General features: G+C 71.4%; 22 protein-coding genes and 1 pseudogene. 11 read left to right on the top strand and 12 right to left on the bottom strand.

What is annotated here, in order from left to right:
• Positions 1-2 precede the first annotated feature (2 nt).
• From panC to OF850_RS06950, 8 genes and pseudogenes are all read right to left on the bottom strand, one after another.
• A complete protein-coding gene (gene panC, locus OF850_RS06980) occupies positions 3-839 on the bottom strand; it encodes a pantoate--beta-alanine ligase (RefSeq protein ID WP_301589252.1) in 837 nt (278 codons plus the stop codon).
• Positions 839-2,260 carry a M20 family metallopeptidase gene (locus OF850_RS06975; RefSeq protein ID WP_301589251.1) on the bottom strand — a complete coding sequence of 474 codons (1,422 nt, stop codon included), beginning with the start codon at positions 2,258-2,260 and terminating at the stop codon, positions 839-841. The genes panC and OF850_RS06975 overlap by 1 nt, the downstream gene beginning before the upstream one ends.
• Before the next feature lie 4 nt (positions 2,261-2,264).
• Positions 2,265-2,825 (bottom strand): glutathione S-transferase family protein, encoded by a 561-nt coding sequence (locus OF850_RS06970; protein WP_301589249.1) that lies wholly within the window; start codon positions 2,823-2,825, stop codon positions 2,265-2,267.
• Between the two features lie 10 nt (positions 2,826-2,835).
• Entirely contained in the window at positions 2,836-3,309 is a 474-nt protein-coding gene (locus OF850_RS06965) for an MmcB family DNA repair protein (RefSeq protein WP_301589247.1), read from the bottom strand.
• A 47-nt stretch (positions 3,310-3,356) separates the two neighbouring features.
• Positions 3,357-4,022 carry a methyl-accepting chemotaxis protein gene (locus tag OF850_RS23645; RefSeq protein WP_368044677.1) on the bottom strand — a complete coding sequence of 222 codons (666 nt, stop codon included), beginning with the start codon at positions 4,020-4,022 and terminating at the stop codon, positions 3,357-3,359.
• Between the two features lie 346 nt (positions 4,023-4,368).
• Positions 4,369-4,869, bottom strand: a pseudogene (locus OF850_RS23640) (cache domain-containing protein); the annotation flags it as partial.
• Positions 4,802-5,089 (bottom strand): hypothetical protein, encoded by a 288-nt coding sequence (locus OF850_RS06955; RefSeq protein ID WP_301589245.1) that lies wholly within the window; start codon positions 5,087-5,089, stop codon positions 4,802-4,804. The pseudogene OF850_RS23640 and the gene OF850_RS06955, both read right to left, overlap by 68 nt.
• A 92-nt stretch (positions 5,090-5,181) precedes the next feature.
• A complete protein-coding gene (locus OF850_RS06950) occupies positions 5,182-5,490 on the bottom strand; it encodes a 4a-hydroxytetrahydrobiopterin dehydratase (protein WP_301589243.1) in 309 nt (102 codons plus the stop codon).
• A 26-nt stretch (positions 5,491-5,516) separates the two neighbouring features.
• Between OF850_RS06950 and OF850_RS06945 the strand changes: the two genes are divergently transcribed.
• Entirely contained in the window at positions 5,517-5,906 is a 390-nt protein-coding gene (locus OF850_RS06945) for a metallopeptidase family protein (protein ID WP_301589241.1), read from the top strand.
• 181 nt (positions 5,907-6,087) lie between these two features.
• A complete protein-coding gene (locus OF850_RS06940; protein ID WP_301589240.1) occupies positions 6,088-8,313 on the top strand; it encodes a hypothetical protein in 2,226 nt (741 codons plus the stop codon).
• Between the two features lie 187 nt (positions 8,314-8,500).
• On the opposite strand, the gene xrtA is transcribed toward OF850_RS06940, so the two are convergent.
• Positions 8,501-9,976, bottom strand: coding sequence for an exosortase A (gene xrtA, locus OF850_RS06935; protein WP_301589239.1), 1,476 nt, complete (start codon positions 9,974-9,976; stop codon positions 8,501-8,503).
• A 132-nt stretch (positions 9,977-10,108) separates the two neighbouring features.
• Between xrtA and OF850_RS06930 the strand changes: the two genes are divergently transcribed.
• Positions 10,109-12,580, top strand: coding sequence for a PAS domain-containing protein (locus OF850_RS06930; RefSeq protein WP_301589238.1), 2,472 nt, complete (start codon positions 10,109-10,111; stop codon positions 12,578-12,580).
• A gap of 11 nt (positions 12,581-12,591) precedes the next feature.
• Here the strand turns inward: OF850_RS06930 and OF850_RS06925 are convergent, their stop codons facing one another.
• A complete protein-coding gene (locus tag OF850_RS06925) occupies positions 12,592-13,320 on the bottom strand; it encodes an SH3 domain-containing protein (RefSeq protein ID WP_301589237.1) in 729 nt (242 codons plus the stop codon).
• A 117-nt stretch (positions 13,321-13,437) separates the two neighbouring features.
• Between OF850_RS06925 and OF850_RS06920 the strand changes: the two genes are divergently transcribed.
• Positions 13,438-14,352, top strand: coding sequence for an SPFH domain-containing protein (locus tag OF850_RS06920; RefSeq protein ID WP_301589236.1), 915 nt, complete (start codon positions 13,438-13,440; stop codon positions 14,350-14,352).
• A 5-nt stretch (positions 14,353-14,357) separates the two neighbouring features.
• Complete coding sequence (locus tag OF850_RS06915; RefSeq protein ID WP_301589234.1) at positions 14,358-14,786, top strand: NfeD family protein; 429 nt, start codon at positions 14,358-14,360, stop codon at positions 14,784-14,786.
• Here the strand turns inward: OF850_RS06915 and OF850_RS06910 are convergent, their stop codons facing one another.
• A complete protein-coding gene (locus OF850_RS06910) occupies positions 14,787-16,868 on the bottom strand; it encodes a beta strand repeat-containing protein (RefSeq protein WP_301589233.1) in 2,082 nt (693 codons plus the stop codon).
• A gap of 124 nt (positions 16,869-16,992) precedes the next feature.
• Entirely contained in the window at positions 16,993-17,865 is an 873-nt protein-coding gene (locus OF850_RS06905) for a LysR substrate-binding domain-containing protein (RefSeq protein ID WP_301589232.1), read from the bottom strand.
• Positions 17,866-17,970: 105 nt separating this feature from the next.
• On the opposite strand from OF850_RS06905, the gene OF850_RS06900 reads away from it, so the two are divergent.
• The 6 genes from OF850_RS06900 to mreC all read left to right on the top strand — a co-directional run bounded on the left by OF850_RS06900 (position 17,971) and on the right by mreC (position 22,946).
• Positions 17,971-18,174 (top strand): DUF1127 domain-containing protein, encoded by a 204-nt coding sequence (locus OF850_RS06900; RefSeq protein ID WP_301589230.1) that lies wholly within the window; start codon positions 17,971-17,973, stop codon positions 18,172-18,174.
• Positions 18,171-18,488 (top strand): DUF167 domain-containing protein, encoded by a 318-nt coding sequence (locus OF850_RS06895; RefSeq protein ID WP_301589229.1) that lies wholly within the window; start codon positions 18,171-18,173, stop codon positions 18,486-18,488. The genes OF850_RS06900 and OF850_RS06895 overlap by 4 nt, the downstream gene beginning before the upstream one ends.
• Before the next feature lie 12 nt (positions 18,489-18,500).
• The gene (gene aroC, locus OF850_RS06890; RefSeq protein ID WP_301589227.1) at positions 18,501-19,613 is read left to right on the top strand and encodes a chorismate synthase; all 1,113 of its coding nucleotides are present in this window, start codon (positions 18,501-18,503) and stop codon (positions 19,611-19,613) included.
• A 97-nt stretch (positions 19,614-19,710) separates the two neighbouring features.
• Positions 19,711-20,895, top strand: coding sequence for a hypothetical protein (locus OF850_RS06885; protein ID WP_301589225.1), 1,185 nt, complete (start codon positions 19,711-19,713; stop codon positions 20,893-20,895).
• Between the two features lie 98 nt (positions 20,896-20,993).
• Entirely contained in the window at positions 20,994-22,037 is a 1,044-nt protein-coding gene (locus OF850_RS06880; RefSeq protein WP_301589223.1) for a rod shape-determining protein, read from the top strand.
• Between the two features lie 45 nt (positions 22,038-22,082).
• Positions 22,083-22,946, top strand: coding sequence for a rod shape-determining protein MreC (gene mreC / locus OF850_RS06875; protein ID WP_301589221.1), 864 nt, complete (start codon positions 22,083-22,085; stop codon positions 22,944-22,946).

The raw sequence follows: 22,946 nt of genomic DNA, 5'->3' as shown, positions 1-22,946 counted from the left end.
GTTCAGAGCGGCAGGTTGTCGATCAGGCGGACCTGGCCGAGCCAGGCGGCAGCCAGGAGGCGACCCGGCTCCCCGGCGCGCTCCATCGGCGCGAAGTCGGATTCGCGGCGCAGGGCCACGTAGTCCACCTGCCGGAACCCGGCCTCCAGCAACTCGCGCTCGGCCTGCGCCGTCGCCTCCGCGGCGGTGGCGCCACCGCGCAGCCGTTCCGCCGCCCGCGCCAGCGCGGCATGGAGGGCAAGCGCCACGCGCCGCTCCTCCGGCTTGAGGTAGGCGTTGCGGGAGGAAAGGGCGAGCCCGTCCTCCGCCCGCACCGTCGGCACGGTTTCTATGGAGATGGGCAGGGCGAGGTCGGACACGGCCTGCCGCACCACCATCACCTGCTGCCAGTCCTTCTCGCCGAACACGGCGACATCGGCCCCGGTCAGCCCGAACAGGCGCGTGCAGACCAGGGCGACGCCGCCGAACATCTGCGGGCGGTGGACGCCCTCCAGGTCTTCAGCCGGGCCGCGCATGGTGATGGCGGTGCTGAAGCCGGGCGGATAGACCGCCTCCACCGGCGGGGCGAAGAGCAGGTCGCACCCCGCCGCCTCCAGCTTCGCGGCATCGCCTGCCTCGTCACGCGGGTAGCGGCCCAGATCCTCGTGCGGCGCGAACTGCGTCGGGTTCACGAAGATCGTGGCGACGACGCGCGGCGCGAGCTGCCGCGCGCGATGCACGAGGGCCAAGTGCCCCTCGTGCAGATAGCCCATGGTGGGCACCAGCGCGACGCGCTGCCCGGCGGCCTTCCAGCCGCCCACCGCCCCCCGGAGGGAGGCGGCGTCCCGTGCGACGATCATCAGACCGCGAGCGACATTCCGATGGCGGGCTTGGCGTCCGCCGGCAGCGGGCTGACATAGGCGCCGCTCGAACGCTCCTTGTGGTCTGCCTTGGCCGCGGCGATCGCGTCGGGGCGCTGGATCAGGTCCACCGCCGTGCCGGCCATCACCTTGGCGACATGGACCAGGCCCTTGTGTGCGTGGGGCAGCTTGCCCTGCGCCGTGGCCTGCCAGGAGTGCAGTGGCGTGCCGATGGCGTGCGTCGCGCCGCGCGCCTGGACGGTCGGCACCACCCAGGACACGTCGCCCACGTCGGTCGAGCCGATCATCGGCGCGCGCTTGCTGTCCAGCGGCACGATGCGGTCGGTCAGCGGCGCATCCGTGCGCGGCAGCCCCACCTTGCGGAAGGCGGAGGCGATGTCCTCCTCGCTCAGCGTCGCCTGGAACTCGGCGGCGCGCCTGCGGTCCTCCGCATCGAAGGGCGGCGGGCCGAGGCGGTCGAGATTGTCCTGCATCAGCCGCTCCAGCGGGTCGTTGCCGAGCAGGTTGGACACGGCGGAGATCACGGTCGTCTCCACGCGCGTCTCGGTCATCAGTGCCGCGCCGTCGCCGATCTTGCGGACGCGCTCCACCAGCTTGTTCAGCGAGGCGACGTCGGCGGCGCGGATCAGGTAGCGCACCTTTGCGCGCGCTTGGACCACGTTCGGCGCCACGCCGCCTGCGTCGAGATAGGCGTAGTGGATGCGGCTTTCCTGCGGGATGTGCTCGCGCAGGTAGTTCACGCCGACGCTCATCAGCTCCACCGCGTCGAGCGCCGAGCGGCCCAGATGCGGCGAGGCGGCTGCGTGGCTGGCGCGGCCGTGGAAGGTGAAGTCGATGCGCGTGTTGGCGAGCGACAGCGGCTCGTTCACCCCGGCAAAGGAGGAGGGGTGCCAGGAGATGGCGATGTCCACGTCGTCGAACAGCCCGGCGCGGGCCATGAAGCCCTTGGCGGCGCCGCCTTCCTCGGCCGGGCAGCCATAGTAGCGCACGCGGCCCTTGATGCCGTTGGCGGCCAGCCAGTCCTTCACCGCCGTGGCGGCTAGCAGCGAGGCGGCGCCCAGCAGGTTGTGGCCGCAGCCATGGCCGTTGCCGTCGCCCGGAATGGGGCGGTGCTCGGTCACGTCGGCCTCGTTGGACAGGCCGGGCAGGGCGTCGAACTCGCCCAGGATGGCGATGACCGGGCCTTCCTCGCCCGCCTCGCCCATCATGGCGGTCGGGATCTCGGCGAGGTTCTCGGTGACGCGGAAGCCCTCGGCCTTCAGGTAGGCGGTGTGCTCTGCGGCGGAGCGGCTCTCGGCATAGGCCAGCTCCGGCATGCCCCAGACCCGATCGGAGAGGGCGATGGCCTCCTCCTGCTTCGCTTCGACATGGCGCCAGATGGCCTCGCTGTTGCTGCTCATTCGCTCAGATCCCGGAAAGGGGCGGAAGCGTCTCCGCAAAGGCGGGGCGCCGCGCCGCGTCATCGAACCACGCCGCCAATCTGCCCCGGCCTTCGCGCCAGCGCCAGACGCGGTGGCGCCGCTCTCCATAGCCGAGGGTGCAGAGCAGGGCGGTCCCCTCCGGGGAGGCCGGGTCGAACTCGGCTGGGTCCAGCGCATCGAGGATGCGGGCGGCGCGCCCCTCCTCCAGCGCGAGCACGGCGGGGGAGCGGAGTTCCGGCGGGCGCCGCAGCTCGCGGTTCCACACGGCAATGCCGTCAAGAAGGGACAGCGCCCGGCCCAGGCGGGCCCGCCCCGCCGCATCGGCCGGCAGCCAGCCGAGATGGGCGAGGATGAGCGGCGTTTCCGCGATCAGCGCCTCGCCATCCAGCAGCGCCGGGACGCGCCCGGCCGGGTGCAGCGGCAGCAGCGGCGATTGCGGGTCGCGCAGCGGCACTTCCCGCTCCTCCAGCCCGAGGCCCCGTTCCCGCGCCAGGATGCGGATGATCCAAGCGTAGGGGCTGCCGGCGGAGAAGAACAGGATCACCGCCGCCCGCTCAGTCGGAAAGCAGCGCCGCGCGGCGCTCCATGGCCCCCACCGGGTCCACCTCGGCGGCGAGGCGCGTGGCGGCGACGCAGGCGAAGCGGTGGGTCAGGGCCTTGCGCCGCGCCGGGGCCATCTTGTGCTGGAAGGAATCGCGGATGGAGGTCGCCTCGTAGCCGTCGCTCACCCACAGCCCGCAATCCTCCGGCAGCAATTCCTGCGGGAAGTCCAGGTCCACGGCGAAATGCATCTCGTCGCAGAACTCGCGGTACTCCGGCCATTTCCCGTCGCTCAGGAAGTCGCGGGCGCAGGATTTCACCTCGATGATGGCGAAGCCGCCATCGGGGCGCAGCGCCAGGATGTCGGCGCGGCGGCCATTGGGCAGTGGCACTTCCAGCACCGGCGCCCAGGCGCGCGCGAGGCACAGGCGCAGCGCCGCACGGGTGACTGCGGCGGTGCGGGCGGGAATGGAGAGAACATCGTCCATGTCCGCTATTTGTTCCGTTCCCGTCCCGGGCGCAACCGCCTACGGCGCTAGGCGGCGTGGGACTGGCCGCCGTCCGACCGGACCGCCGAAAGGAACCGGTCCACCTCCTCCCACAAGGTGCCGGAGATCCGGGCCACGTCCTCGGCGGCCGACAGCACGCTGCGTCCCGACGCGCCGGCGCCCTCGGCCACTTCCGCCACTTCCCGCATGGCGTGGGTCGCCTCCTCGGTGGTGCGCGCCACGGTCTGCACGCTGGCCGCGATCGCGCGCGTCGCGGCCCCCTGCTGCTCCACCGCGGCGGCGATGGCGGCAGCCGTCTCGTCCACCCGGCCGATCGCGGCGGTCACCTCGCGCACCGCGCCCACCGCCTCCTCCGTCGCGCCGCGCACCGCAGCGATCTGCGCGGAGATCTCCTCCATGGCCTTCGCGGTCTGCGCAGCCAGCGTCTTCACCTCGCTCGCCACCACGGCGAAGCCCTTGCCTGCTTCACCGGCCCGTGCCGCCTCGATGGTGGCGTTCAGGGCCAGCAGGTTGGTCTGGCCCGCGATGTCGCCGATCATGCGCACCACTTCGCCGATCCGGGCCGCCGCCTCGGACAAGCCGCTCACCGTGGCGTCGGTGGCCTGCGCGCGGGCGACGGCATCGCGGGCCGCGCAGGCCGCCTTGGCGACCTGGTGGGACACCTCGCCCACGCTGGCGCTCAGCTCCTCCATCGCTGCGGCCACGGTGGCGAGGTTGCGCGAGGATTCCTCGGCCCCCGCCACCGTGCGCGCCGTGCGGCCGTGGGTGCGCTCGGCCACCTCCGCCATGGCGATGGCCGCATGACGCATCGCCTCGGCGGAGCCGGAGAGCGACGTTATCACCCCCGAGATCGAAGTGCCGAAATCCTGGGTGTGGTGGTCCAGCGTCGCCGCCCGTCGGTCCCGTGCCGTGCGCTCGACGCCCGCTGCCGCTTCCAGCCGCCCTTTCTCCAGGGCCTGGGCGCGCAGTGCCTCGGTCGCGCGCGAGCACGCCGAGTTCGTCGCCGCGCTCGGCGCCCGGCACCGGGGAATGGAGGGCGCCAGCGGCGATGGCGGCGGTGGCGCGCGTCGTTGCCGCAAGCGGCCGGGTGATGCCGCGCGCCACGAGCCAGGCGAGCAGACCGACGACGAGGGCGGCGAGGAGCGTCACACCGGCGCCCTCCCGCGCCACGCGCCATTGCTCGGCGCGAAGGTCGTCCACATAGGCGCCGGGGCCGAGCACCCAGCCCCAGGGTGCGAAGCCCTGTACGAAGGACAGCTTCTCGACCGGCGCGGCGACGGACTGGTCCGACCCCGGGCGCGGCCAGCGATAGCCGACGACGCCGGCGCCCTGGCTCCGCACCGTGTCCGTGAAGGCGGCAAAGAGGCGAAGCCCGGTCGGATCCTTGAACTCCGAAAGGTCCTGGCCATCGAGGTCCGGCCGGAAAGGGAGCATGACCATGCGGGAGGCCATGTCGTTCACCCAGACGTAGTCATCGCTGCCGTAGCGGAGGCTCCGGATGGCATCGAGCGCGAGGCGCTGCGCCTCGGCCGCCGGCAACCGCCCCGCACGTTCCTCGGCATGGTAGCGGGCGGCGATGCTGTTCGCCGCCGTCACGACCCCCCCGCAGCAGCGTGACGCGACCCTCCTCGAGGTCGCGCATGCAGCCCGTGACCTCGACGGCGACGAGCGCCATCAGGCCGATCACGGCGGCGAGGGTGGTGAAGTGGATGCGCGCCGAGATCGGCACGCGCGCCGCGCGACGTGTGAGATCGAGCATGGTCGGGATCTTCCAAGAGCGATGACGCAAGCTGCCGACGCGCTGATTAATGCATCGTGTAGCCCGCCCCATTCCGCGCCGTGGGCGCGCGGTCAGCCTTGCGGCGCTGCCCCCTGCAGCAGCTCGTCGATGCTGCGCGCCAGGCGAAGGTCGCGTTCTGACAGCCCGTCCGCATCATGGGTGGTCAGCACGATCTCGACCTTGTTCCAGACATTGGACCATTCCGGATGGTGGTCCTGCGCCTCGGCCAGCAGGGCAACGCGCGCCATGAAGCCCCAAGCCTCGGAAAAGTCGCGGAAGCGGAAGCGGCGGCGGATGGCGTCGCGGCCTTCCACCATGTCCCACTCCGGCAGGGTGCCCGGCAGGGCAGCCCGCGCCGCCTCGTCCAGCTTCTCGACCATCGCGCGTCTCCGTGCCTTAAAGGGGCATGCGCCCCACCACGCCCCCTTCCGTCGAGGACATCCTGGAAATGGCCGAGGACGCCCTTGCCGCCATTCCGGAGGAACTGCGCCGCATGGTGCAGGGTGCCGCGATCATCGTCGAGGACGTGGCCGAGGAGGATGTGGTGGAGGCGATGGGCCTCGACAGCCCCTGGGAGCTGACGGGCCTCTATCGCGGCGTTCCGCTGACCGCGAAATCCAGCCTGGACGCGCCCTCTGAGCCGGACACGATCCATCTCTACCGCGAGCCCATCCTCCTTGAATGGATCGAGACGGGGGAGGATCTGTTCCGCCTCGTCCGCAACGTGCTGATCCACGAGATCGGCCACCATTTCGGGCTTTCGGACGAGGACATCGCGCGGCTCGAAGGCGACTGACCGCCGGGTCGGATCGCTAAGGGGCAAGGCTCGGGGGCGGTGCGCAGGCCGGAGGCGCTGATGGGCCTGCTGCGCACCGACCAGGAATAATTCCGTACGCATGCAATGTTGGCGAAACCTCCATGCCCTGGCACTGTTCCATGGCAGGGGGGCGCGGGACGGCCCCAGCGAAGGGAGTGCCATGTCTCCTGCTGCATTGCGCGCCAAGGGCCTGGATATGCCCGAGCCGCTGGGCCTCGACCCGCTTCCCGACCTCCACGTGACCCTTTCGGACCGCCCTGCGCAGGCCATGCCGTTCGGTCTCCCCGCTCCTGGCCCGGCACCCCGCGCCGAACCCGTCGCACCCATCCTGCTGGACGAAGAAGCGCGGCTGACGGAGCTCGACGAGCCGTTCCTCGAGGAAGACCCGGACGCGGAGAAGCAGGCGGCATCAGGCAAGACGGAAGACAACCAGAGAAAGAAGGCCGCCGGCTCGACCCGGCCACGCCCGAATTCCATCGAGGGCGCCTTGGCCGGCGTGGGCGGCCCGGAATACCTGCGCGTCGCGTCCTCGCTCCTGCCGGAGGCCGGTGCGGGCCAGGCGGCCTCCTTTCGGGCGGGCCAGGGCATGGGCGCCGTTTCGCTGCTCGCTCCCATGATGGCGACGGCCCAGGACATGGCCGCACTGGCGCCGGACCAGGAGTGGATGGGCGGCCAGGGCGCCTCCTGGAGTGCCGATGCGTTGAACGGCGCCGCACGGCGCGCCCCGCTTGGCAGCGGTGGGCCGGGGCCGGACGCGATGGAGTTCCACGTGAATTTTCCGCTGTCGGCGCAGTCGGCGTTCGACGGTGTCTCCGGCCAGGTGGCGCTGCAGGTCGATCGCAACACGGCCGGACCCCACGCCCCCGTCCTCCCGCACGTCGAGGCCCCAGGCGCCGCGCCGAAAGCCCAGCCCCGTCCAGCCCCGGAGCCCGAGGGGACGGACTGGCGTCCGCACCTCCAGGCCGAGGCCTTCGAGCAGCCCCGCGGCTCGGCAGTCGAGCCGGCCGGCGGCTTGCCGGAAATCTTGCCGAGGCCAGGACCCTCGCCGGAGCCCACGAGCGGCGGGCACCCGCGTGACGCCGCCCCGCCTTCCATCGCCCTGCCTGTTCCCGTCCCTTCTGTTTCACACCCCGGACAGGGCGATGCCGGTCCGGCGCGTCCGATGGCCGCCCCGCTTCCATGGCTGGAGCCGACGGTTCAGGCGGCCACTCCGCCAGGCAAGGCGCTTGGTGCTGGCAACGGGAAGGGCGCCGATCCCATCCCAATGCTTCCGATCGTAGCGATCGTCCTGCCCGACGCGGTGTCCCCGCCGCACAAGGGGGCCGGCCACCGGGCCGAAGCGGCGGCCGATCGGGCGGAGGTCCGGCCCGGCCGGGCGCACGAGAATCAGATGGCAAAGGAGGCTGCGGACCAGACCCCGATCAGCGTCTCGCTGCCGGGTCTCGAAGTCGGGTTGTTTGTACCGCCTGGCCACGCAAAGCACGACAGGCCCGAGCCGTCGAAGGGTGGTGGTCCCCTGGTCCTCGAGGCCAAGCAGCCGCCGGGACTGGCGGAAGACGGGCCGGGCAAGCCGCACGACAAGCCAGTGGTAGAGAAAGTGCTTGCTTTCCCGGCCGCGCTCGCCACGCCCTTGGCGGTGGAAGACCTGCCGGGCAAAGGGCAAGACAAGCACGACAAGCAGGCGGAGAAGGCGCTCCCCCTCGCTGCCACGCTCGACCCGCTCCTTCCGGAGGTCGCAGGGAGCGGCCCGGCGGGAAAGGGGATCGGGCAGCAATCCGAGAAGGCGCCGGCGCACACCCCCGCCGCGCTGGAGGCCGCACGGCCGGGCAAGGCGCATGGCAAGCCGACGGAGACCCCTCACCCGGGCGAGGCCGCACCATCGGGCAAGCCGCAAGAGGTGTCGGGGGAGAAGGGCGCGGATCTCCCGGGCGTGTCACCGCATACGATCCACCTCAAGCCTGGGCCGGCCGAGACGGGCAAGGGAAAGGGACAGGCCGCGAAGGACGACGCGCCTCCCGCCTCGCTTCCGCAGGCAGCGGACGATGGGCCGGGCCAGGCGCATGGCAAGCCGCAGGCGAAGGATTCCGAGCCCATGCTCACGCTCGTGCTGCCCGAGATTCCCGGCGGCGCCGCGACGAATGTCGATCTGGGGAGCAAGGGCAAGGCGGATAAGCAGGCTGATCTCGGCATCGTCCTGGCGGGCGGGGGGTCCAAGTCGCAGGCGGCGCTGCATGGACCGAACTCGGGGGAGCAGGCTCTCGATATGCTCGCAAGTGAGCCGCACCCGGCCGGCAAGCCCCATCATGGGCCGCCCTTCGCCACCGCCGAGATGGGCTTCGACGCCTCGCACCCCTCCCACCACCCGGGGAGCGACTGGCACCTTTGATCGTTGGCCGTGCTGTCTTGGTGATCCGCGTCGCGCGATGGCTTGGAGCGCGTCCGGCAGCCCGGATCATCGGTCAGCGAAAGCCTGCCTGCGCGAAAGCAGACCCACGCCGTGACGCACCCCGCTTTACGGATCGCTGAAGGACGCAGACGCGGAGCCGTGACGCCGCTCGCGACGGCGGGGAGGGCTACTCCCCGCGCGACAGGGCGATGGGCCGGGCGGCCAGCGCCTCGCCCTGGGTCTCCATCACCTCACGCAGCCAGGCGCGGCCGCGCGAGGGGTCGCTGCCCGGCTCCCCGCGCCAATGCACCACCGCAATCACCGGTCGGCCGTCGCCTGTGTCGCGCAGGGCGCGCAGCGCCTGGCGGGCGCGGCTGCGGATGCCATCGCCAGCCGGGCGCCCGTCCAGGAAGGCCACCGCCACCAGCACGTCGGCGGAATCATGCGGCTGGCGGGCACGCCAGCGCACCGATCCGGTCGCGATGTCGAAGGTGAGGTCCTGGTCCTCCACTGCGCCCAGGGCCGTGCGGCGTTCGCGCGCCACGCCATCCCATTCCGCCGTGGGCGGGAAGACCAGCATCCGCGCCGACATCACGCCGCCCGGGCAGCGCAAGGCCTCGCCATCCAGCTCGCATCCGGGCATCGCCTGCAGGGGCAGGGACTGCGTCGAAGGCGCGCCGGCGCCCAGTCCTTCGAGGCGGGCGGCGGCGGCGGTGGCCACCAAAACCGGCGCGACCACCAGGACGGTGCCCAGAGCCAGCGCCAGCGGGCGCGGCTGCGCCACCGGCGGCGTGGCCGGGATGGCATGGCGCGCCGGCGCCTCGCGGAAGGGCAGGCCGACCAGCAGCACCAGCACGATCACCACCAGGAAGAAGAACCAGCCATAGAGGATGTGGTCCGCGGCGACCGAGGCCGCGGAGCCCTGCAACTCGGCCAGCACGATCAGCCCGACGATGCGCACGGCATTGGCCAGCACCGGGATGATGAGCGACAGGGCCAGCACGACGATCCGCCGCCCTGGGGAGCGGAACATGGTCAGCGCATAGACCGCGCCGAAGGCCAGGGTCGCCACCATGAAGCGCAGCCCGGCGCACGCCTCGGCGACATAGAAGGATCCCGAGGGGGTCTCGATCATCAGCGCGTCCACGTGATGCGGGATGCGGGCGAGATCGAGGCCGATATCCACCAGCCACGCGGCCATCGCCTGCAGCGCCGGGACGGCCCATTCGCCGAAGGGCACCAGGAACACAAGAAAGGCGAGGGGTCCCGCGAAGGCGAGGGCGAGGCGCCAGCCCAGCACCACCGGCACCAGGAGCAGGCACAGCGCGAGCGCCGTGAGTTGCCGCCCTTCCATGATGCCCAACCTCTCCGCGACCAGCCATGCCAGGACCAGCGGGATAGCGAGCAGCCCGAAGGCAGGCGCGGGGCGGGGCGCGTGGATCCGCAGCCTTTCCCGCCTTTCCCAGGCCATCCAGGCCGCGATGGGCAGCACCACGTAGCCGTGGTTGTAGGCGGTGGAACTGGTCCAGATCCGCACGGCAGTCACCGCTTCCTCCCGGAACAGGAGGAGCATCACGGCCAGGGCTGGCAGCAGGACAAGCAGCGAGGCGGTCCAGGTCGCGCGGACGGGGATGGGCGGCATGGGGAGGGTGGCGGTGCTCACGAGCTTCCAACGCCACGAAAGGTTGAAGGTCGCAGCACCGTTGGGCGTTTCATGGCGTCAGCCTTGCGGCGTGGCAAATGGGTCGCATCTGCCGTAGGATTTCGGCATGGTCAGGCACGCCGCGAGGGACGCATGAATCAGCCTGACAGTCCAGCGTCGGCCGCCCTGGCGGGCCATGCGCGGGCGCTTTTCTGGGCGGCGCTCCTGCTGCCGATGCTCCTCACGGCCGGCGGAGCCTGGATTTCCTGGATCCAGGCTCGGCGCGAGGCGGAGCGCGAGGTGGCCCATGCCGCGGAGGTGTCGGCGGAGTACGTGCAGCGCCTGTTCGACGGTTTGGTGCTGCGGATCCATCGGGCGAACGAGATCCTGGCCGGCCTTCCGGACGAGGAGATTCGCCGCCGCGAGGCCGAGCTGCACGGCCGGCTGCGCAGCCCCGCCTCCATGCAGCCTGGCGACGCGACGGAACAGGAAGCCTACATCTTCGTGCATGACCGCGGCGCCGTGCCGCTGGTTTCGAGTGCCGTGCTTCCGGCCTTTGTGGGGCGAGCGCTGCCGAATCGCGATTTCAACTCGGCGCTGCGCGGCCCGGACGCGCCGCGCATCCATGTCAGCCAGGTCCATTTCGGGCTCAGCACGCGCCGCCCCTATTTCGCGCTGACCAAGCGGCGCGTCGGCACGGGAAATGGCCTGCCGCCCGAAGAATATGATGGGGTGATCAATGCCTCGGTCTATGTCGAGGAACTCGATGCGCGATTGCGGCGCCTCGCCTCGAATCATGCGGAGGACGTGATCGCATTGGTCCGCGCCGACGGGTTGGTGCTGGCGCGCTCCGCCCCCGTCGCGCCCGGCGCGCGCATCCAGTCCAGCCATCCGGCCCTCCCGCGCATGGCGCAGGGCGAGGAGCACCTGGCCGTGACCGCCGCATCCACTCTGGATGGGGTGACACGCATCGCCGCCTTCCATCGGGTGGACGGATACCCGGTCTATGCCACCGCCGCGCGGCCGCGCGCCTCCGTCGTGCGCCGCTGGTTCAGCGGGGTGCTGCCCCTGCTCGCCGCGGCGCTGCCCGCGACCTTCGGACTCGCCTGGATGGCACTGCTGGTGGGGCGCAAGCAGCGCGCCCTGGTTGCCGCGAACGCAGAACTGGAAATGCGGGTGGAGCGGCGCACCGCGGCCCTGCGCAAGGGCGAGGAGCGTCTGCAGGAACTCGTTGCCACGCTGGACCTCGCCTCTTTCCTCACGCGCGACATGGAGGGGCGCATCCTGTCCTGGTCGGAGGGCTGCCACCGCCTTTATGGCTGGAGCGCGGGGGAGGCGCGGGGCCGCGACACCCACACGCTGCTGGGCACGAGCTTCCCGCAGCCTCGGGCGGAGATCGAGGCGGCGCTGCTGCGCGATGGAGTGTGGCAGGGGGACCTGCGGCAGCGCCGCCGCGACGGAAGGGCGCTGGTGGTCAATGCCCACAAGGCGCTGCGGCGCGGGCCGGACGGCCAACCCGTCGCCGTGGTGGAGGCGCTGACCGACGTGTCCGCGCACCGCGCCATGGAGGTGGAGCTTCGCGCCAGCGAGGAAAGCGCGCGCCTCGCCATCGAGGGGGCGCGGTTGGGCGCCTGGGAACTGGACGCGCCTTCGGGGCTCTGCACCTGGTCCGCGCGCATGGCCGAGATCATGGGCGAGGCGGCGCGGCCGCGTGCCGGGATGACGCTGGAGGCGTGGCTCGCGCGCATCCATCCCGACGACGCGCCCGCCGCGCGCGACGCCTTCACCCGCGCGCTTCGCTCCGGCGAAGGCGGCGAGATCCGGACCGAGCACCGCGTCCGCGCCGCCGACCTGTCCTGGCGCTGGGTCTCGGTCCATGGTGCGGTGCTCAGCCGCGACGTGCGGCGCGGCGCGGCCCTGTCCGTCCGCGGCGTGGCGGAGGACGTGAACGAGCGCAAGCTGGCCGAGGAACGGCAGCGCCTCCTCGCTCGCGAGGTGGACCACCGCGCCAAGAACGCCCTGGCCGTGGTGCTGGCGGCGGTGCGGCTGACGCCGCGCGATGACGTCACGACCTATGCGCGCGCCATCGAGGGGCGGGTGAGCAGCATGTCGCGCACCCACACGCTGCTGGCGGATGCGCGCTGGGCAGGCGCCGATCTCCGCACCCTTGCCGAGGGGGAGCTGGAGCCTTTCATCGGAGCGGAGGCGACCGGCCCCGACGCGTCGCCGCGCGCCGAATTGTCGGGAGCGAAGCTGCTGGTGGCGGCGGAGGCGGCGCAGGGCTTCTCGCTCATCCTGCATGAGCTTGCGACCAACGCCACCAAGTACGGCGCCCTGTCGCACCGGGGCGGGCTGGTGCAGGTGCAATGGCAGGTGGACGAGGGAGAGGGCGAGGGGATGCTGCGGCTGCGCTGGACCGAAAGCGGCGGCCCCGCCGTCGCCGCGTCGCCCGCGCACCGGGGCTTCGGCTCACGGGTGATCGAGGCGATGGCGGAGGGCCAGCTGGAAGGGCGGGTCGAGCGCCGCTGGGATCCCGGTGGGCTGGAATGCGTGGTCACCGTGCCGCTTTCCCGGGTCCTCGCCACGGCCGGCGAGGATGCGACGAAGGAAGCGATTCCGGGCTGAGCCGGCGCCGCTCAGCGCGGGCCGGATTCGAGGACGGAGGCGTGCACCCAGCCGAAGGCCTCGCCATTCTCGCCGACCTGGTACCAACCGCCCGGTGCCTCGCCCAGCACTTCCAGCGTGGAGGAACGCGGCACGGTCCGCAGCACCTCGCCGCGCGGCGTGTGGCGCAGATTGGCCCCGGTGCGCGAGGAGGTGACGACGGTCAGGCGCTGGCGCGGCGCCGGATCGGTGGCGGCACTGGCGGTCGAAACCAGGGTCGCGTTGCCCGTGGGCCGCTCAGCCGGCATGACGCCGTTCGGGACGGGCGGAATGGCGCGCATCGTCATGCGGGTCGGACCCGGGGCAGGGCCGCCGCCTTCGAAGCAGCGATCCACCATCTCCAGGAAGACGCGCGTGGCCTCGGCGCCGCTCGTCCCGACGGCGAGGCTCGCGAGGCGCGCCTCCGCTCCCTCGAAGGTCACGACGCCCACATAGGGAATCAACGGATCGGCGGAAGCCTGGGAGGCGCTGGCGCGGCCGCACACCGCATAGGTCGCCGGCGCGGCCTGCGCGAAGACCTGCACGCCGCGCTGCTGCGGCTCCGCCTCCGCGCGCAGCCGGGCGCGCAGCGGCGCCTCGACCGCCTGCGTGGCCGCAACGACGCGCGCCTGCGGCGCCTCGGCGCTGGTCGGCGAGCGCTCCTCCTCACGGCAGGAGGGGAGTGCGGCCAGGATGAGGAGGAGGGCTGGGGCGATCCGCATGTGGAACCAACGCGGAGCCTGCCCACGTGGATGCGTTCACGACTCCGCAGTCGTCACGTGCTTTCCACTGCTGCGCCACGCTACCATACAAGGAGAGAAATCTGGAGGAAAGCGCAGATGTCGTTGCTCGACCTGTTCCTTGTGGCCTTGGTGGTACTGGCCGTGCTCACCGTCGCCATGGGGGTGCGCACCGTCCCCCAGGGCCAGATCTGGACGGTAGAGCGCTTCGGGCGCTTCACCCGCTCGCTCAGCCCGGGGCTGAACTTCCTCGTCCCCTACATCGATCAGGTCGGGCGCAAGCTGAACGTGATGGAGACGGTGCTCGACATTCCCGAACAGTCGGTGATCACCGCCGACAACGCGACGGTGGGGGTGGACGGCATTGTCTATTACCGCGTCATGGTGCCGGAGAAGGCGGCCTATGCGGTGCAGAACCTCGAAGGCGCGCTGACGGCGCTCGCCATGACCAACATCCGCTCCGTGATCGGCGAGATGGCATTGGATGGCACGCTGTCGGGGCGCGAGCGCATCAACACCTCGCTCCTCAACATCCTGGACGGCGCGACGGACCCGTGGGGCGTGAAGGTGAGCCGCGTGGAGCTGCGCAAGGTGGAGCCGCCGGAGAACCTCGTGCGCGCAATGAACCTGCAGATGACCGCCGAGCGTGAGCGCCGCGCCACCGTCGCCCGCGCCGAAGGCGAGCGGCAGGCGGAGATCCAGCGCGCCGAGGGCGAGAAGCAGGCGGAGATCCTGGCCGCCGAGGGCCGGCTTCAGGCCGCGCGGCTGGATGCGGAGGCACGCGAGCGCTTGGCGGAAGCGGAGGCGAAGGCGACCGCGATGGTGGCGCAGGCCGCGCAAGGAGCCGGCGCGCAGGCCCTGAACTACTTCGTCGCACAGAAATACGTGGAGGCCTTCGGCCAAGTGGTGGGCAACCCGACCAGCAAGCTGATCCTCGTGCCGATGGAAAGCGCCTCGCTCGCGGGCGGCATCGCGCAGGCGATGCAACTCGTCGACGCCGCGCGCAAGGGCTGAACGCGATGGGGACTTCCGCCCTTCTCGGCACACTCGGGCTCATCCTGCTGGGCGCGGAGTTGCTGGTGCCCGGCGTGCTGCTGCTGTGGATCGGCCTCGCCACCCTGGCGACGGCGCTGGTCGTGCACCTGAACCCGATGGATTGGATCGAGCTGGCCGGGACCTTCGTGGCGTTTCTCGGCCTGTCGGTGGGGGCGGGGTTGTGGATCCAGCGCGAGGCCCCGCCGCCCGCTGTGAACCGGCCCGGCGACGGGCTGGTGGGGCGTGTCGGCACCGTCGCCGCATCCGCCTCGGCCGGGATGCGCGTGCGGCTCGGCGACAGCGAATGGGAGGCGATGCCGGAACCCGGCCTCGCCCCACCCGTGGTGGGTGAGGCGGTTGTGGTGACCTCGGTCGAGGGGACGCGCCTTGTGGTGCGTCCCCCTTTGGTCTGATCAGAGGATCAGCGCGTCCTGCACCTGCTGGGTGGTGAGGCCGAAGAAGCCGATGGAGCCCTGGGCCGAGTTAAGCAGTGCGCCTCCGTCAAAGGCAGTGATGCTGACAGCAGCGAGGCTGGAAACGCCCGAGCCGCGCAGATCCACCCCGAAGCCGGAGCCGGCGACGAGGCCGAAGACGTTGTCCGCGCCCCAGTTCGGCGTGTCGAAGATCAGCTGGTCCGCGCCCCCGCCCGAGACGATGACGTCGTTGCCCGTACCGCCGCGCAGCCGGTCGGCGAGGCTGGTGCCGATCAGCGTGTCGTCGCCCGCCCCGCCATCCAGGGTGGAGGCGAAGTCCACGTTGCCCACCAGCGCCTGGCTGCCCGCGCCGCCCGACAGCTGGGTGGCGAGGCCCACCAGCTGGGCAACTTCCAGACCCAGGGGCACGGTCCAGCCATTGACGTGGACGAAGGCAATGTCGTTGCCCTCGCCGGGCTGCTCGATCACGACGTCGCCCGCATCCTGAATGGTGTAGGTATCGTCGCCCGTGCCGCCGATCAGGGTATCCGCCCCTCCGCCACCGACGAGCGTGTCGTTGCCCGCCCCGCCGACAAGGGTCTCGCCACCGATCGCGCTGCCGAACAGCGTATCGTTGCCGGCCCCGCCCGTGAGCGTGGCCGCGAGGTTGCCGAAATTCACCAGCGTGGAGCCGGTGTCGGAGGCGGACAGGATATGCGCGTCGTTGATCAGCAGGCCGAACTCGACATGCGCGTCGAGGGCGAAGGCGAAGTTGCCGTCCAGCACGGCGATGTCGACGCCCTGACCGGCAAGTTCCGTGATGCGGGCAGCGGGATCGGAAACCACGAAGATGTCATCGCCCGCACCGCCGATCATCATGTCGGCGCCGCCATTGCCGTAGATCACGTCGTTGCCGCCACCGCCCGAAAGCGTGTCGTCGAAGGCGGAACCGTTGAGCGTGTCGTTGCCGTTTGCGCCGATCAGGGTGGAGGCGAAGCTCGCATTGGCAAAAAGCTGCATGCCGCCGTTGGAGGCGGTGATCAGCCGGGCCGTGCCGCCCAGCGCCGCGACCTCGACATGCAGCGGCACCACGAAGCCATCGACCAGCGACCACAGGAAGTTGGTGCCGGCGCCCGCCTCCTCGACCACGAGGGCGGAGAGGCTGGAAACGAAGTACACGTCGTCGCCAGAGCCGCCCACCAGCGTGTTGGCGCCCGTCCCGCCGACGAGGATGTCGTTGCCGCCATTGCCGTAGACGGTGTCGTTGCCGCCATTGCCGATGATGACGTTCGCGCCCTCATCGCCGATCAGGACATCGCCGAACTGGGTGCCGGTCACGTTCTCGATCGAGATCAGCGTGTCGCGCCCGCCCCAATTGTCGATTGCGCTGCGCGCCGCGACGGTCTGGCCGCGCACCGACACGGACGCGGCAGAAAGGTTCACGATCGCGCCTGCCGTGCCGAAGCCGCTGGAGTCGTAGATAATCGTGTAGTCGGCGAGGTCCGTCCCTTCGCCGCCATCCAGCGTGTCGTTGCCGCTGCCGCCGCGCAGCGCGTCATCGCCGCTGCCGCCGATCAGCGTGTCGTTGCCGCCCCAGCCATCAAGGAAGTTGTCGCTCGTGCTGCCGACCAGGTAGTCCGCGCGCACCGTGCCACGCGCGGCCTCCACCCCGATCAGCACGTCCGTGTTGCCCCAATTGTCCAGGGCGCACTTGCTGGCGACGGTTTCGCCGTTCCAGATGACGGAGGAGGCGGAGAGGTTGACGATCACCCCGCGGAAGCCGGCCTGCGTCGGGTCCTCGTCGCTGGTGTAGTCCGCGGTGTCGAAGCCTTCGCCGCCGTCCAGCGTGTCGTTGCCGCGTCCGCTGCGCAGGATGTCGCTGCCCGCATCGCCCTGGACGCGGTCGTCGCCGGGTCCGCCATCCAGGCTGTCGTCGCCGTCGCCGCCGGAGATCAGGTCGTTGCCGCCGCCGCCCGAAATGGCGTCGAAGCCGCCCCTGCCGAAGATGGTGTCGTTGCCATCACCAGGCTGCCCGCCAGTGACCCCGCCCGAAACGAAGCCGGGGCGGATAGTATCCGGCAAGTTGGTGCCCTGGATGATGCTTCCCGATATGCGCGTGTCTCCATTCTGGTAACGCTTTGAAGGCAAGACGTTTTGGGAAGGCTAAGGTTGAGGAGGGCGGCGAATAATCCTCCGCTGTGGTGGATCAACTGGGCGCGAAACCTTCGCGGATCGCCTGGGCCAGGGCGGCGACGCCCTCCGGCAGGCGCGGCCGGGCGCGAAGCCGGTCGGAAAGGGCCAGCTGGATGCCCATCTCGGGAAGAGGCGGCAGATCCTCCACCTCGCCCATCCAGCACAGGCCGGGCGGCAGGCGCGTGGGGGTGGAGACGGTCAGCGCCAGGCCGGCCAAGGCCACGGCGAAGCAGCCTGACTGCGTCGTGCTGTTGTAGGTGACGCGCACCCGCCGCCCCGCCTGTCCCAGCGCCGAGACGGCGGCGGAACGCCAGGTGCAGCCTGGCCGTGCGAGGGCCAGCGGCACGGGGTCGCGCCGATGAAGCTGCGCGCCGGCCGGGCCGACCCAGCGCAACGGCCCGCGCCAGATTTCCTCGCCCTCGCGCCCATGGCCTTCGGTCAGCAGTGCAAGGTCCAGCCGCTCCCCGGCCAGGCGCTGCGCCAGTTCCTCGCTCGACATGCACAGCACGTCCACTTCGATGCCCGGATGGGTGCGGGCGAAGGTGGCGAGGATGCCCGGCAGCCACTGCACCGTGTAGTCATCAGGCGAGCCGAGGCAGACCTGCCCGGTGATGGGCGCGGCGCGGAACTCGGTGATGATCTCCTCATTCAACGCCAGCAGGGTGCGCGCCCGTTCCAGCAGCCACAGTCCCTTGTCGGTGGGGTGCAGGCCGCGCGCGTCGCGCCTCAGCAGGGCCTCGCCGAGGATGTCCTCCAGTCGCCGCATCTGCATGGAAACGGCGGATTGCGTGCGCCCCACCTTGCGCGCGGTGGCAGTGACGCTCTCGCCCTGCGCGATCAGCACGAAGGAGCGAAGGAGGTCGGGATCGAGACCGGAAGGGAGCATGGCCCATCAACCTGGCTGATGATGGCATTCATTATTAGTCGTTGGACTGATGGGTGCCAATAAGGGACTTTCTGTGTCGCACGGAAAACGAAAAGGAGTCCCGTCATGAGCGCCCATCTGCACCCCGCCGCCTTGTTCCGGCCAATGCGCCGGCCGGCGCGCCCCTGGGGCCAGGCGCTGATGCTGATGCTGCGCGCGTTTCGCACGCGCCAGACGCTGGACGAGCTGGACGACCACATCCTGCGCGACATCGGCGTCACGCGGCTGGACGCGCGCATCGAGGCGCGACGCGCACCCTGGGATCTGTGACGCCGCCCTGGCGGGAAACGCCCGAGGGCATCGTCGTCGCGCTGCGGGTCACTCCTGGCGCGCGGCGCGACGCGGTGGAAGGCGTCGCGGCAGGGCCGGACGGAGCGCCACTGCTGCGACTGCGCGTCGCCGCCCCGCCCGTTGAGGGCGCGGCCAACGAGGCGGTGATGCGCCTCCTCGCGAAGGCTCTGGGGGTGCGTCCCTCCGCGGTCACCCTCCTCGCCGGCGACACGGCGCGCATCAAGCGCGTCGCCATCGCGGGCGAGGCGGCGGCGCTCGCCGCCCGTCTGGCGGAGCTTTGCCGGAGCGGGTAAGCCCGGCGGGCCATGTCGCACAACAGCTTCGGCCATTTGTTCCGCGTCACCACCTGGGGCGAGAGCCACGGCCCGGCCATTGGCTGCGTGGTGGATGGCTGCCCGCCGGGCTTGCCGCTCGCGGAGGCCGACATCCAGCCTTTCCTGGACGCGCGCCGCCCCGGCACCTCCCGCCACGTCACCCAGCGCCGCGAGCTGGATGCCGTCCGCATCCTGTCCGGCGTGTTCGAGGGGCGGACCACCGGCACCCCCATCGCGCTGGAGATCGGGAACAAGGACCAGCGCTCCAAGGATTACGGGGAGATCGCGCGCAGCTTCCGGCCGGGCCATGCCGACATCGCCTATCACCTGAAATACGGGGTGCGCGACTATCGCGGCGGCGGGCGGTCCAGCGCGCGGGAGACGGCGATGCGCGTCGCAGCCGGCGCCATCGCGCGGCGCGTGATCGGCCCCGGCGTCACCATCCGTGGTGCCCTGGTCCAGATCGGCGCTGATCGCGTGGACCGTGCGCGCTGGGATTGGGAGGAAACCCGCCGCAACCCCTTCTGGTGCCCCGATGCCGCGACCGCCGCGCGCTGGGAGGACCTGCTGAACGCCACGCGTAAGGCCGGCAGCAGCCTGGGCGCCGTGATCGAGTTGGTGGCCGAAGGCGTGCCCCCTGGGCTCGGCGCGCCGCTCTACGGCAAGCTGGATGCGGAGATCGCGGCCGCGCTGATGGGCATCAACGCGGTGAAGGGCGTCGAGATTGGCGACGGCTTCGCGGCGGCATCGCTCGCGGGCGAGGAAAATGCGGACGAGATGCGGATGCGCCAGGACGGCACGGTGGAGTTCCTGGCCAATCACGCGGGCGGGGTGCTGGGCGGGATCTCCACCGGCCAGCCCATCGTGGCGCGCTTCGCGGTGAAGCCGACCTCCTCCATCCTCACGCCGCGCCGGGCCGTGACGGTCGAGGGTGAGGAGACCGAGCTTCGGACGGTGGGAAGGCATGACCCCTGCGTCGGCATCCGCGCCGTGCCGGTGGGCGAGGCGATGCTGGCCTGCGTCCTGGCCGACCACCTCCTGCGCCACCGTGCCCAGAACCCGGACGCGCCGGGCCAGCCGCGCCTGCCCCGCGAAAATGCCTGACTAGAAAACTCGGGATTGAATCGGGGGCGGAAGGGATTGTATGCTTCCGAAAGGAGCCGCTGCGCGGCACCTGCCGAAATTTCTGAACGAGAGCCCCATGCCCCTCGCCGACGCGGCTTCCGAAGGCGCTTCGCTGGATGCGTTCCTCCCTCTGGCGGGAAGCGAACGCTGGCGCGCCCGGATGGCGGAACTGGCGGCACGCATGCGCTCCGGGACGCTCGCGGCGCGGGCGGCGCAGCGGCGTCACGCGCTGGAACTGACCCTTGCCCGGCTTTCCGCCCGCCGTCCCGCCACCCCCGCCGAGCAGCGCCTCGCCGCGCTGGCGGGTGAGGCGGTTGCGCTGGACGCGGCGCTGGAGGAGGAGCCGCGCCGCCGCCTGCGTGCGATGATCCAGGGCGGGCTGGAAGGGGCGGGGACGCTGGTGCCCCTGCTGCACCTTCTCCGCACTGCCGCCACCTTTCGCGCGCGCGGCTTCGAGGTGCGGCATGACGGGCTGCTCTTCGGCGCTTCCTACGACCTGCTGGTGCGGCGGGAGCATGCGGTGGCCGAGGTGGCCTGCGAGACGCTCTCCGCCGAGGCAGGGCGCCCCGTGCACAAGGGCGTCTTCGCCGCGCTGGTGGACCGGGTGAACCCGGAACTCCAGACTTGGCTCGCCGCCCATCCGGGCCGCTACGTGCTGAAGATGACCCTGCCCGAGGGCCTGGCGGAGCCAGGCGGCATCGCCGCGCTGCATGAGCGCATTGCCGCCATGCTGGCCACCGAGAAGCGCCATCACTCCGAGGCGGACGTTCTGCTGAAGCTGGACCCGCTGGTGCTGGCCGGCGCCCAGGCGGCCGGCGCCCTGCCCGAGCGGCTGCGGCAGCAATTCGGCGCCGAGGCGCATCTTGCCGTCACCGGCGACGCGCAATCGGGCAGCGTGCTGGTGATGGCCGCGCGGGCCGGTCAGGGGAACGAGGTCGCCGCCGCCGCCGCGCGCCACCTGCGCGATGCCGCCTGGACCCGACTCACCGGCCGCCAGCCCGGCATCCTGTCCCTGTTCCTGGATGACCTGGACGGCGCCGAGTGGCGCGACCTTTGCGTCTCGCTGGAGCTGGAAGGCGAGTGCCGCCGCTTCCTCACCACGGAGGAGGCGAAGCGCGTCGTCGCCGTGACCTGCGCGACGCGGCACGAGATGCTGGGCCTGCCCGGCGCCGCGCCGGAAGGGGAGTTGCGCTTCCGCAACCCGTCCCATCCGTCCGCGAAGTCGCCGGGGCTGGAGCCGGCCATCCTTTCCTCGGTCTGACCGCAACCCTCGGATTCCACCGCCTTGCCGGTCGGGGCGCGAGGGTATAGGCAGCCGCGCATCCCCTCCCTCCCTCCCGCCCGGAAGGTTCCTCGCGCATGTTCTCTCGCCTGTTCGGCTTCCTCTCCGCCGACATGGCCATCGACCTCGGCACGGCCAACACGCTGGTCTACGTGAAGGGGCGGGGCATCGTGCTGAACGAGCCGTCGGTCGTGGCGATCGCCGATCATCGCGGCCGCAAGCAGGTGCTGGCTGTGGGCGAGGAGGCGAAGCAGATGCTGGGCCGCACGCCCGGGAACATCGCCGCGATCCGTCCGCTGCGCGACGGCGTGATCGCCGATTTCGAGGTGGCGGAGGAGATGATCAAGCACTTCATCCGCAAGGTGCACAACCGCCGCTCCTTCGCCTCGCCGATGATCATCGTCTGCGTGCCCTCCGGCAGCACGGCGGTGGAGCGGCGCGCCATCCAGGAAAGCGCGGAGAGCGCGGGTGCCCGCAAGGTCCTGCTGATCGAGGAGCCGATGGCTGCGGCGATCGGCGCCGGGCTTCCCGTGACGGAGCCCTCCGGCTCCATGGTGGTGGACATCGGCGGCGGCACGACCGAGGTGGCGGTGATCTCGCTGGGCGGCATCGTCTATGCCCGCTCCGTCCGCGTCGGTGGCGACAAGATGGACGAGGCGGTGATCTCCTACATCCGCCGCACCCACAACCTGCTGATCGGCGAAAGCTCGGCCGAGCGGATCAAGATGGAGATCGGCGCCGCCGCCCAGCCGCCGGAAGGCGACGACGGCCCGCTGACCGAGGTGAAGGGCCGAGACCTGATGAACGGCGTCCCGCGCGAGGTGGTGGTGAGCCAGCGCGAGATCGCCTACGCGCTGAGCGAGCCGGTCAGCCAGATCGTGGACGGGGTGAAGGTGGCGCTGGAGAACACTCCGCCCGAACTGGCCGCCGACATCGTGGACAAGGGCATCGTGCTGACCGGCGGCGGCGCCCAGCTCTACCGCCTGGACGAGGTCCTGCGCGACGCCACCGGCCTTCCCGTGGTGGTCGCCGAGGCGCCGCTGAACTGCGTCGCCCTGGGAACGGGCCGCGCCCTGGAGGAGATCAAGAAGCTTCGCCAGGTCCTGTCCTCGATGTATTAAGGCAGGCTCGGCCAGGCTGCGGCCCAGGCTGAATTCGGGGGAGCCTTGATCCGACTTTCCATCCCCTCGCGCCAGGCGCTCGCGCGGCTGTCCTTGCCCGTGCTGATCGCCGCCGCCTTCGGGACCATGCTGCTCGGCAAGGCCGACGCGCTGCTGGTGGAGCGCGCGCGCATGACGCTGGCCGACGCCCTTTCGCCGATCTGGGCGGCGGTGCAGGAGCCGGTGCAGGCGGTGCGCGGCGGGCTGCGCGAGGCCGACGCGCTGTGGAACCTCCGCGCCGAGAATGCCCGGCTGCGCGACGACAATGAGCGCCTGCGCCGCTGGCAGGCGGCGGCCCTGGCGCTGGAGGCCGAGAACGCGCTGCTGCGCCGCCAGCTTTCCTGGGTGCCCGATCCGTCCCCCGCCTTCCGCACCGCGCGCGTCGTCGCCGATGCGGGCGGCACCTATGCCCGCGCCGTGCTGCTCGGGGCGGGGCCGAACCACGCTGTCCGCAAGGGCCAGGTCGCGCTGGACGAGCGCGGCTTCGTGGGCCGCGTGACGGAGGTAGGCAGCCGCTCGGCGCGCGTCCTGCTCGCGACAGACATCAACAGCCGCATCCCCGTCGTGACCGAAGCCTCGCGCGCGCGGGCGATGATGACGGGCACCAATGGCAGCCGCCCGCGCCTGCAGCACTGGCCGGAAGGAACGCCGCCGCGCGACGGCGACCGCGTCGTCACCAGCGCAGAGGCCGGAGCCTTCCCGGCCGGGCTTCCCGTCGGCACGGTGCGCGTCAGCGAGGGCGGCGGGGTGGAGGTGGAACTCTTCGCGCAGCTGGACCGCCTCGACGTGCTGCGCCTGTTCGATTTCGGCCTGTCCGGCATCCTGCCGCCGGAGGCCGTGGCGCGGCCGGAGCCGCGGGCCCGGCGCTGA

Source organism: Sabulicella glaciei, assembly GCF_026183895.1.
In the GTDB taxonomy this organism is placed as follows: Bacteria; Pseudomonadota; Alphaproteobacteria; order Acetobacterales; family Acetobacteraceae; genus Roseococcus; species Roseococcus glaciei.
The sequence above is the reverse complement of the archived record's forward strand: the minus strand, read 5'-3'. Positions and strand labels throughout refer to the sequence as shown.

Bases quoted from the DNA above. Each gene is read 5' to 3' on its own strand.
- aroC (WP_301589227.1), top strand. From the start codon at position 18,501: ATGTCGCACAACAGCTTCGGCCATTTGTTCCGCGTCACCACCTGGGGC.
- OF850_RS06920 (WP_301589236.1), top strand. From the start codon at position 13,438: ATGTCGTTGCTCGACCTGTTCCTTGTGGCCTTGGTGGTACTGGCCGTG.
- OF850_RS06965 (WP_301589247.1), bottom strand. From the start codon at position 3,309: ATGGACGATGTTCTCTCCATTCCCGCCCGCACCGCCGCAGTCACCCGT.
- OF850_RS06940 (WP_301589240.1), top strand. From the start codon at position 6,088: ATGTCTCCTGCTGCATTGCGCGCCAAGGGCCTGGATATGCCCGAGCCG.
- OF850_RS23645 (WP_368044677.1), bottom strand. From the start codon at position 4,022: ATGGAGGAGCTGAGCGCCAGCGTGGGCGAGGTGTCCCACCAGGTCGCC.
- OF850_RS06905 (WP_301589232.1), bottom strand. From the start codon at position 17,865: ATGCTCCCTTCCGGTCTCGATCCCGACCTCCTTCGCTCCTTCGTGCTG.
- OF850_RS06900 (WP_301589230.1), top strand. From the start codon at position 17,971: ATGAGCGCCCATCTGCACCCCGCCGCCTTGTTCCGGCCAATGCGCCGG.
- OF850_RS06915 (WP_301589234.1), top strand. From the start codon at position 14,358: ATGGGGACTTCCGCCCTTCTCGGCACACTCGGGCTCATCCTGCTGGGC.
- OF850_RS06925 (WP_301589237.1), bottom strand. From the start codon at position 13,320: ATGCGGATCGCCCCAGCCCTCCTCCTCATCCTGGCCGCACTCCCCTCC.
- panC (WP_301589252.1), bottom strand. From the start codon at position 839: ATGATCGTCGCACGGGACGCCGCCTCCCTCCGGGGGGCGGTGGGCGGC.
- OF850_RS06930 (WP_301589238.1), top strand. From the start codon at position 10,109: ATGAATCAGCCTGACAGTCCAGCGTCGGCCGCCCTGGCGGGCCATGCG.
- OF850_RS06955 (WP_301589245.1), bottom strand. From the start codon at position 5,089: ATGCTCGATCTCACACGTCGCGCGGCGCGCGTGCCGATCTCGGCGCGC.
- OF850_RS06945 (WP_301589241.1), top strand. From the start codon at position 5,517: ATGCGCCCCACCACGCCCCCTTCCGTCGAGGACATCCTGGAAATGGCC.
- OF850_RS06975 (WP_301589251.1), bottom strand. From the start codon at position 2,260: ATGAGCAGCAACAGCGAGGCCATCTGGCGCCATGTCGAAGCGAAGCAG.
- OF850_RS06880 (WP_301589223.1), top strand. From the start codon at position 20,994: ATGTTCTCTCGCCTGTTCGGCTTCCTCTCCGCCGACATGGCCATCGAC.
- OF850_RS06885 (WP_301589225.1), top strand. From the start codon at position 19,711: ATGCCCCTCGCCGACGCGGCTTCCGAAGGCGCTTCGCTGGATGCGTTC.
- OF850_RS06950 (WP_301589243.1), bottom strand. From the start codon at position 5,490: ATGGTCGAGAAGCTGGACGAGGCGGCGCGGGCTGCCCTGCCGGGCACC.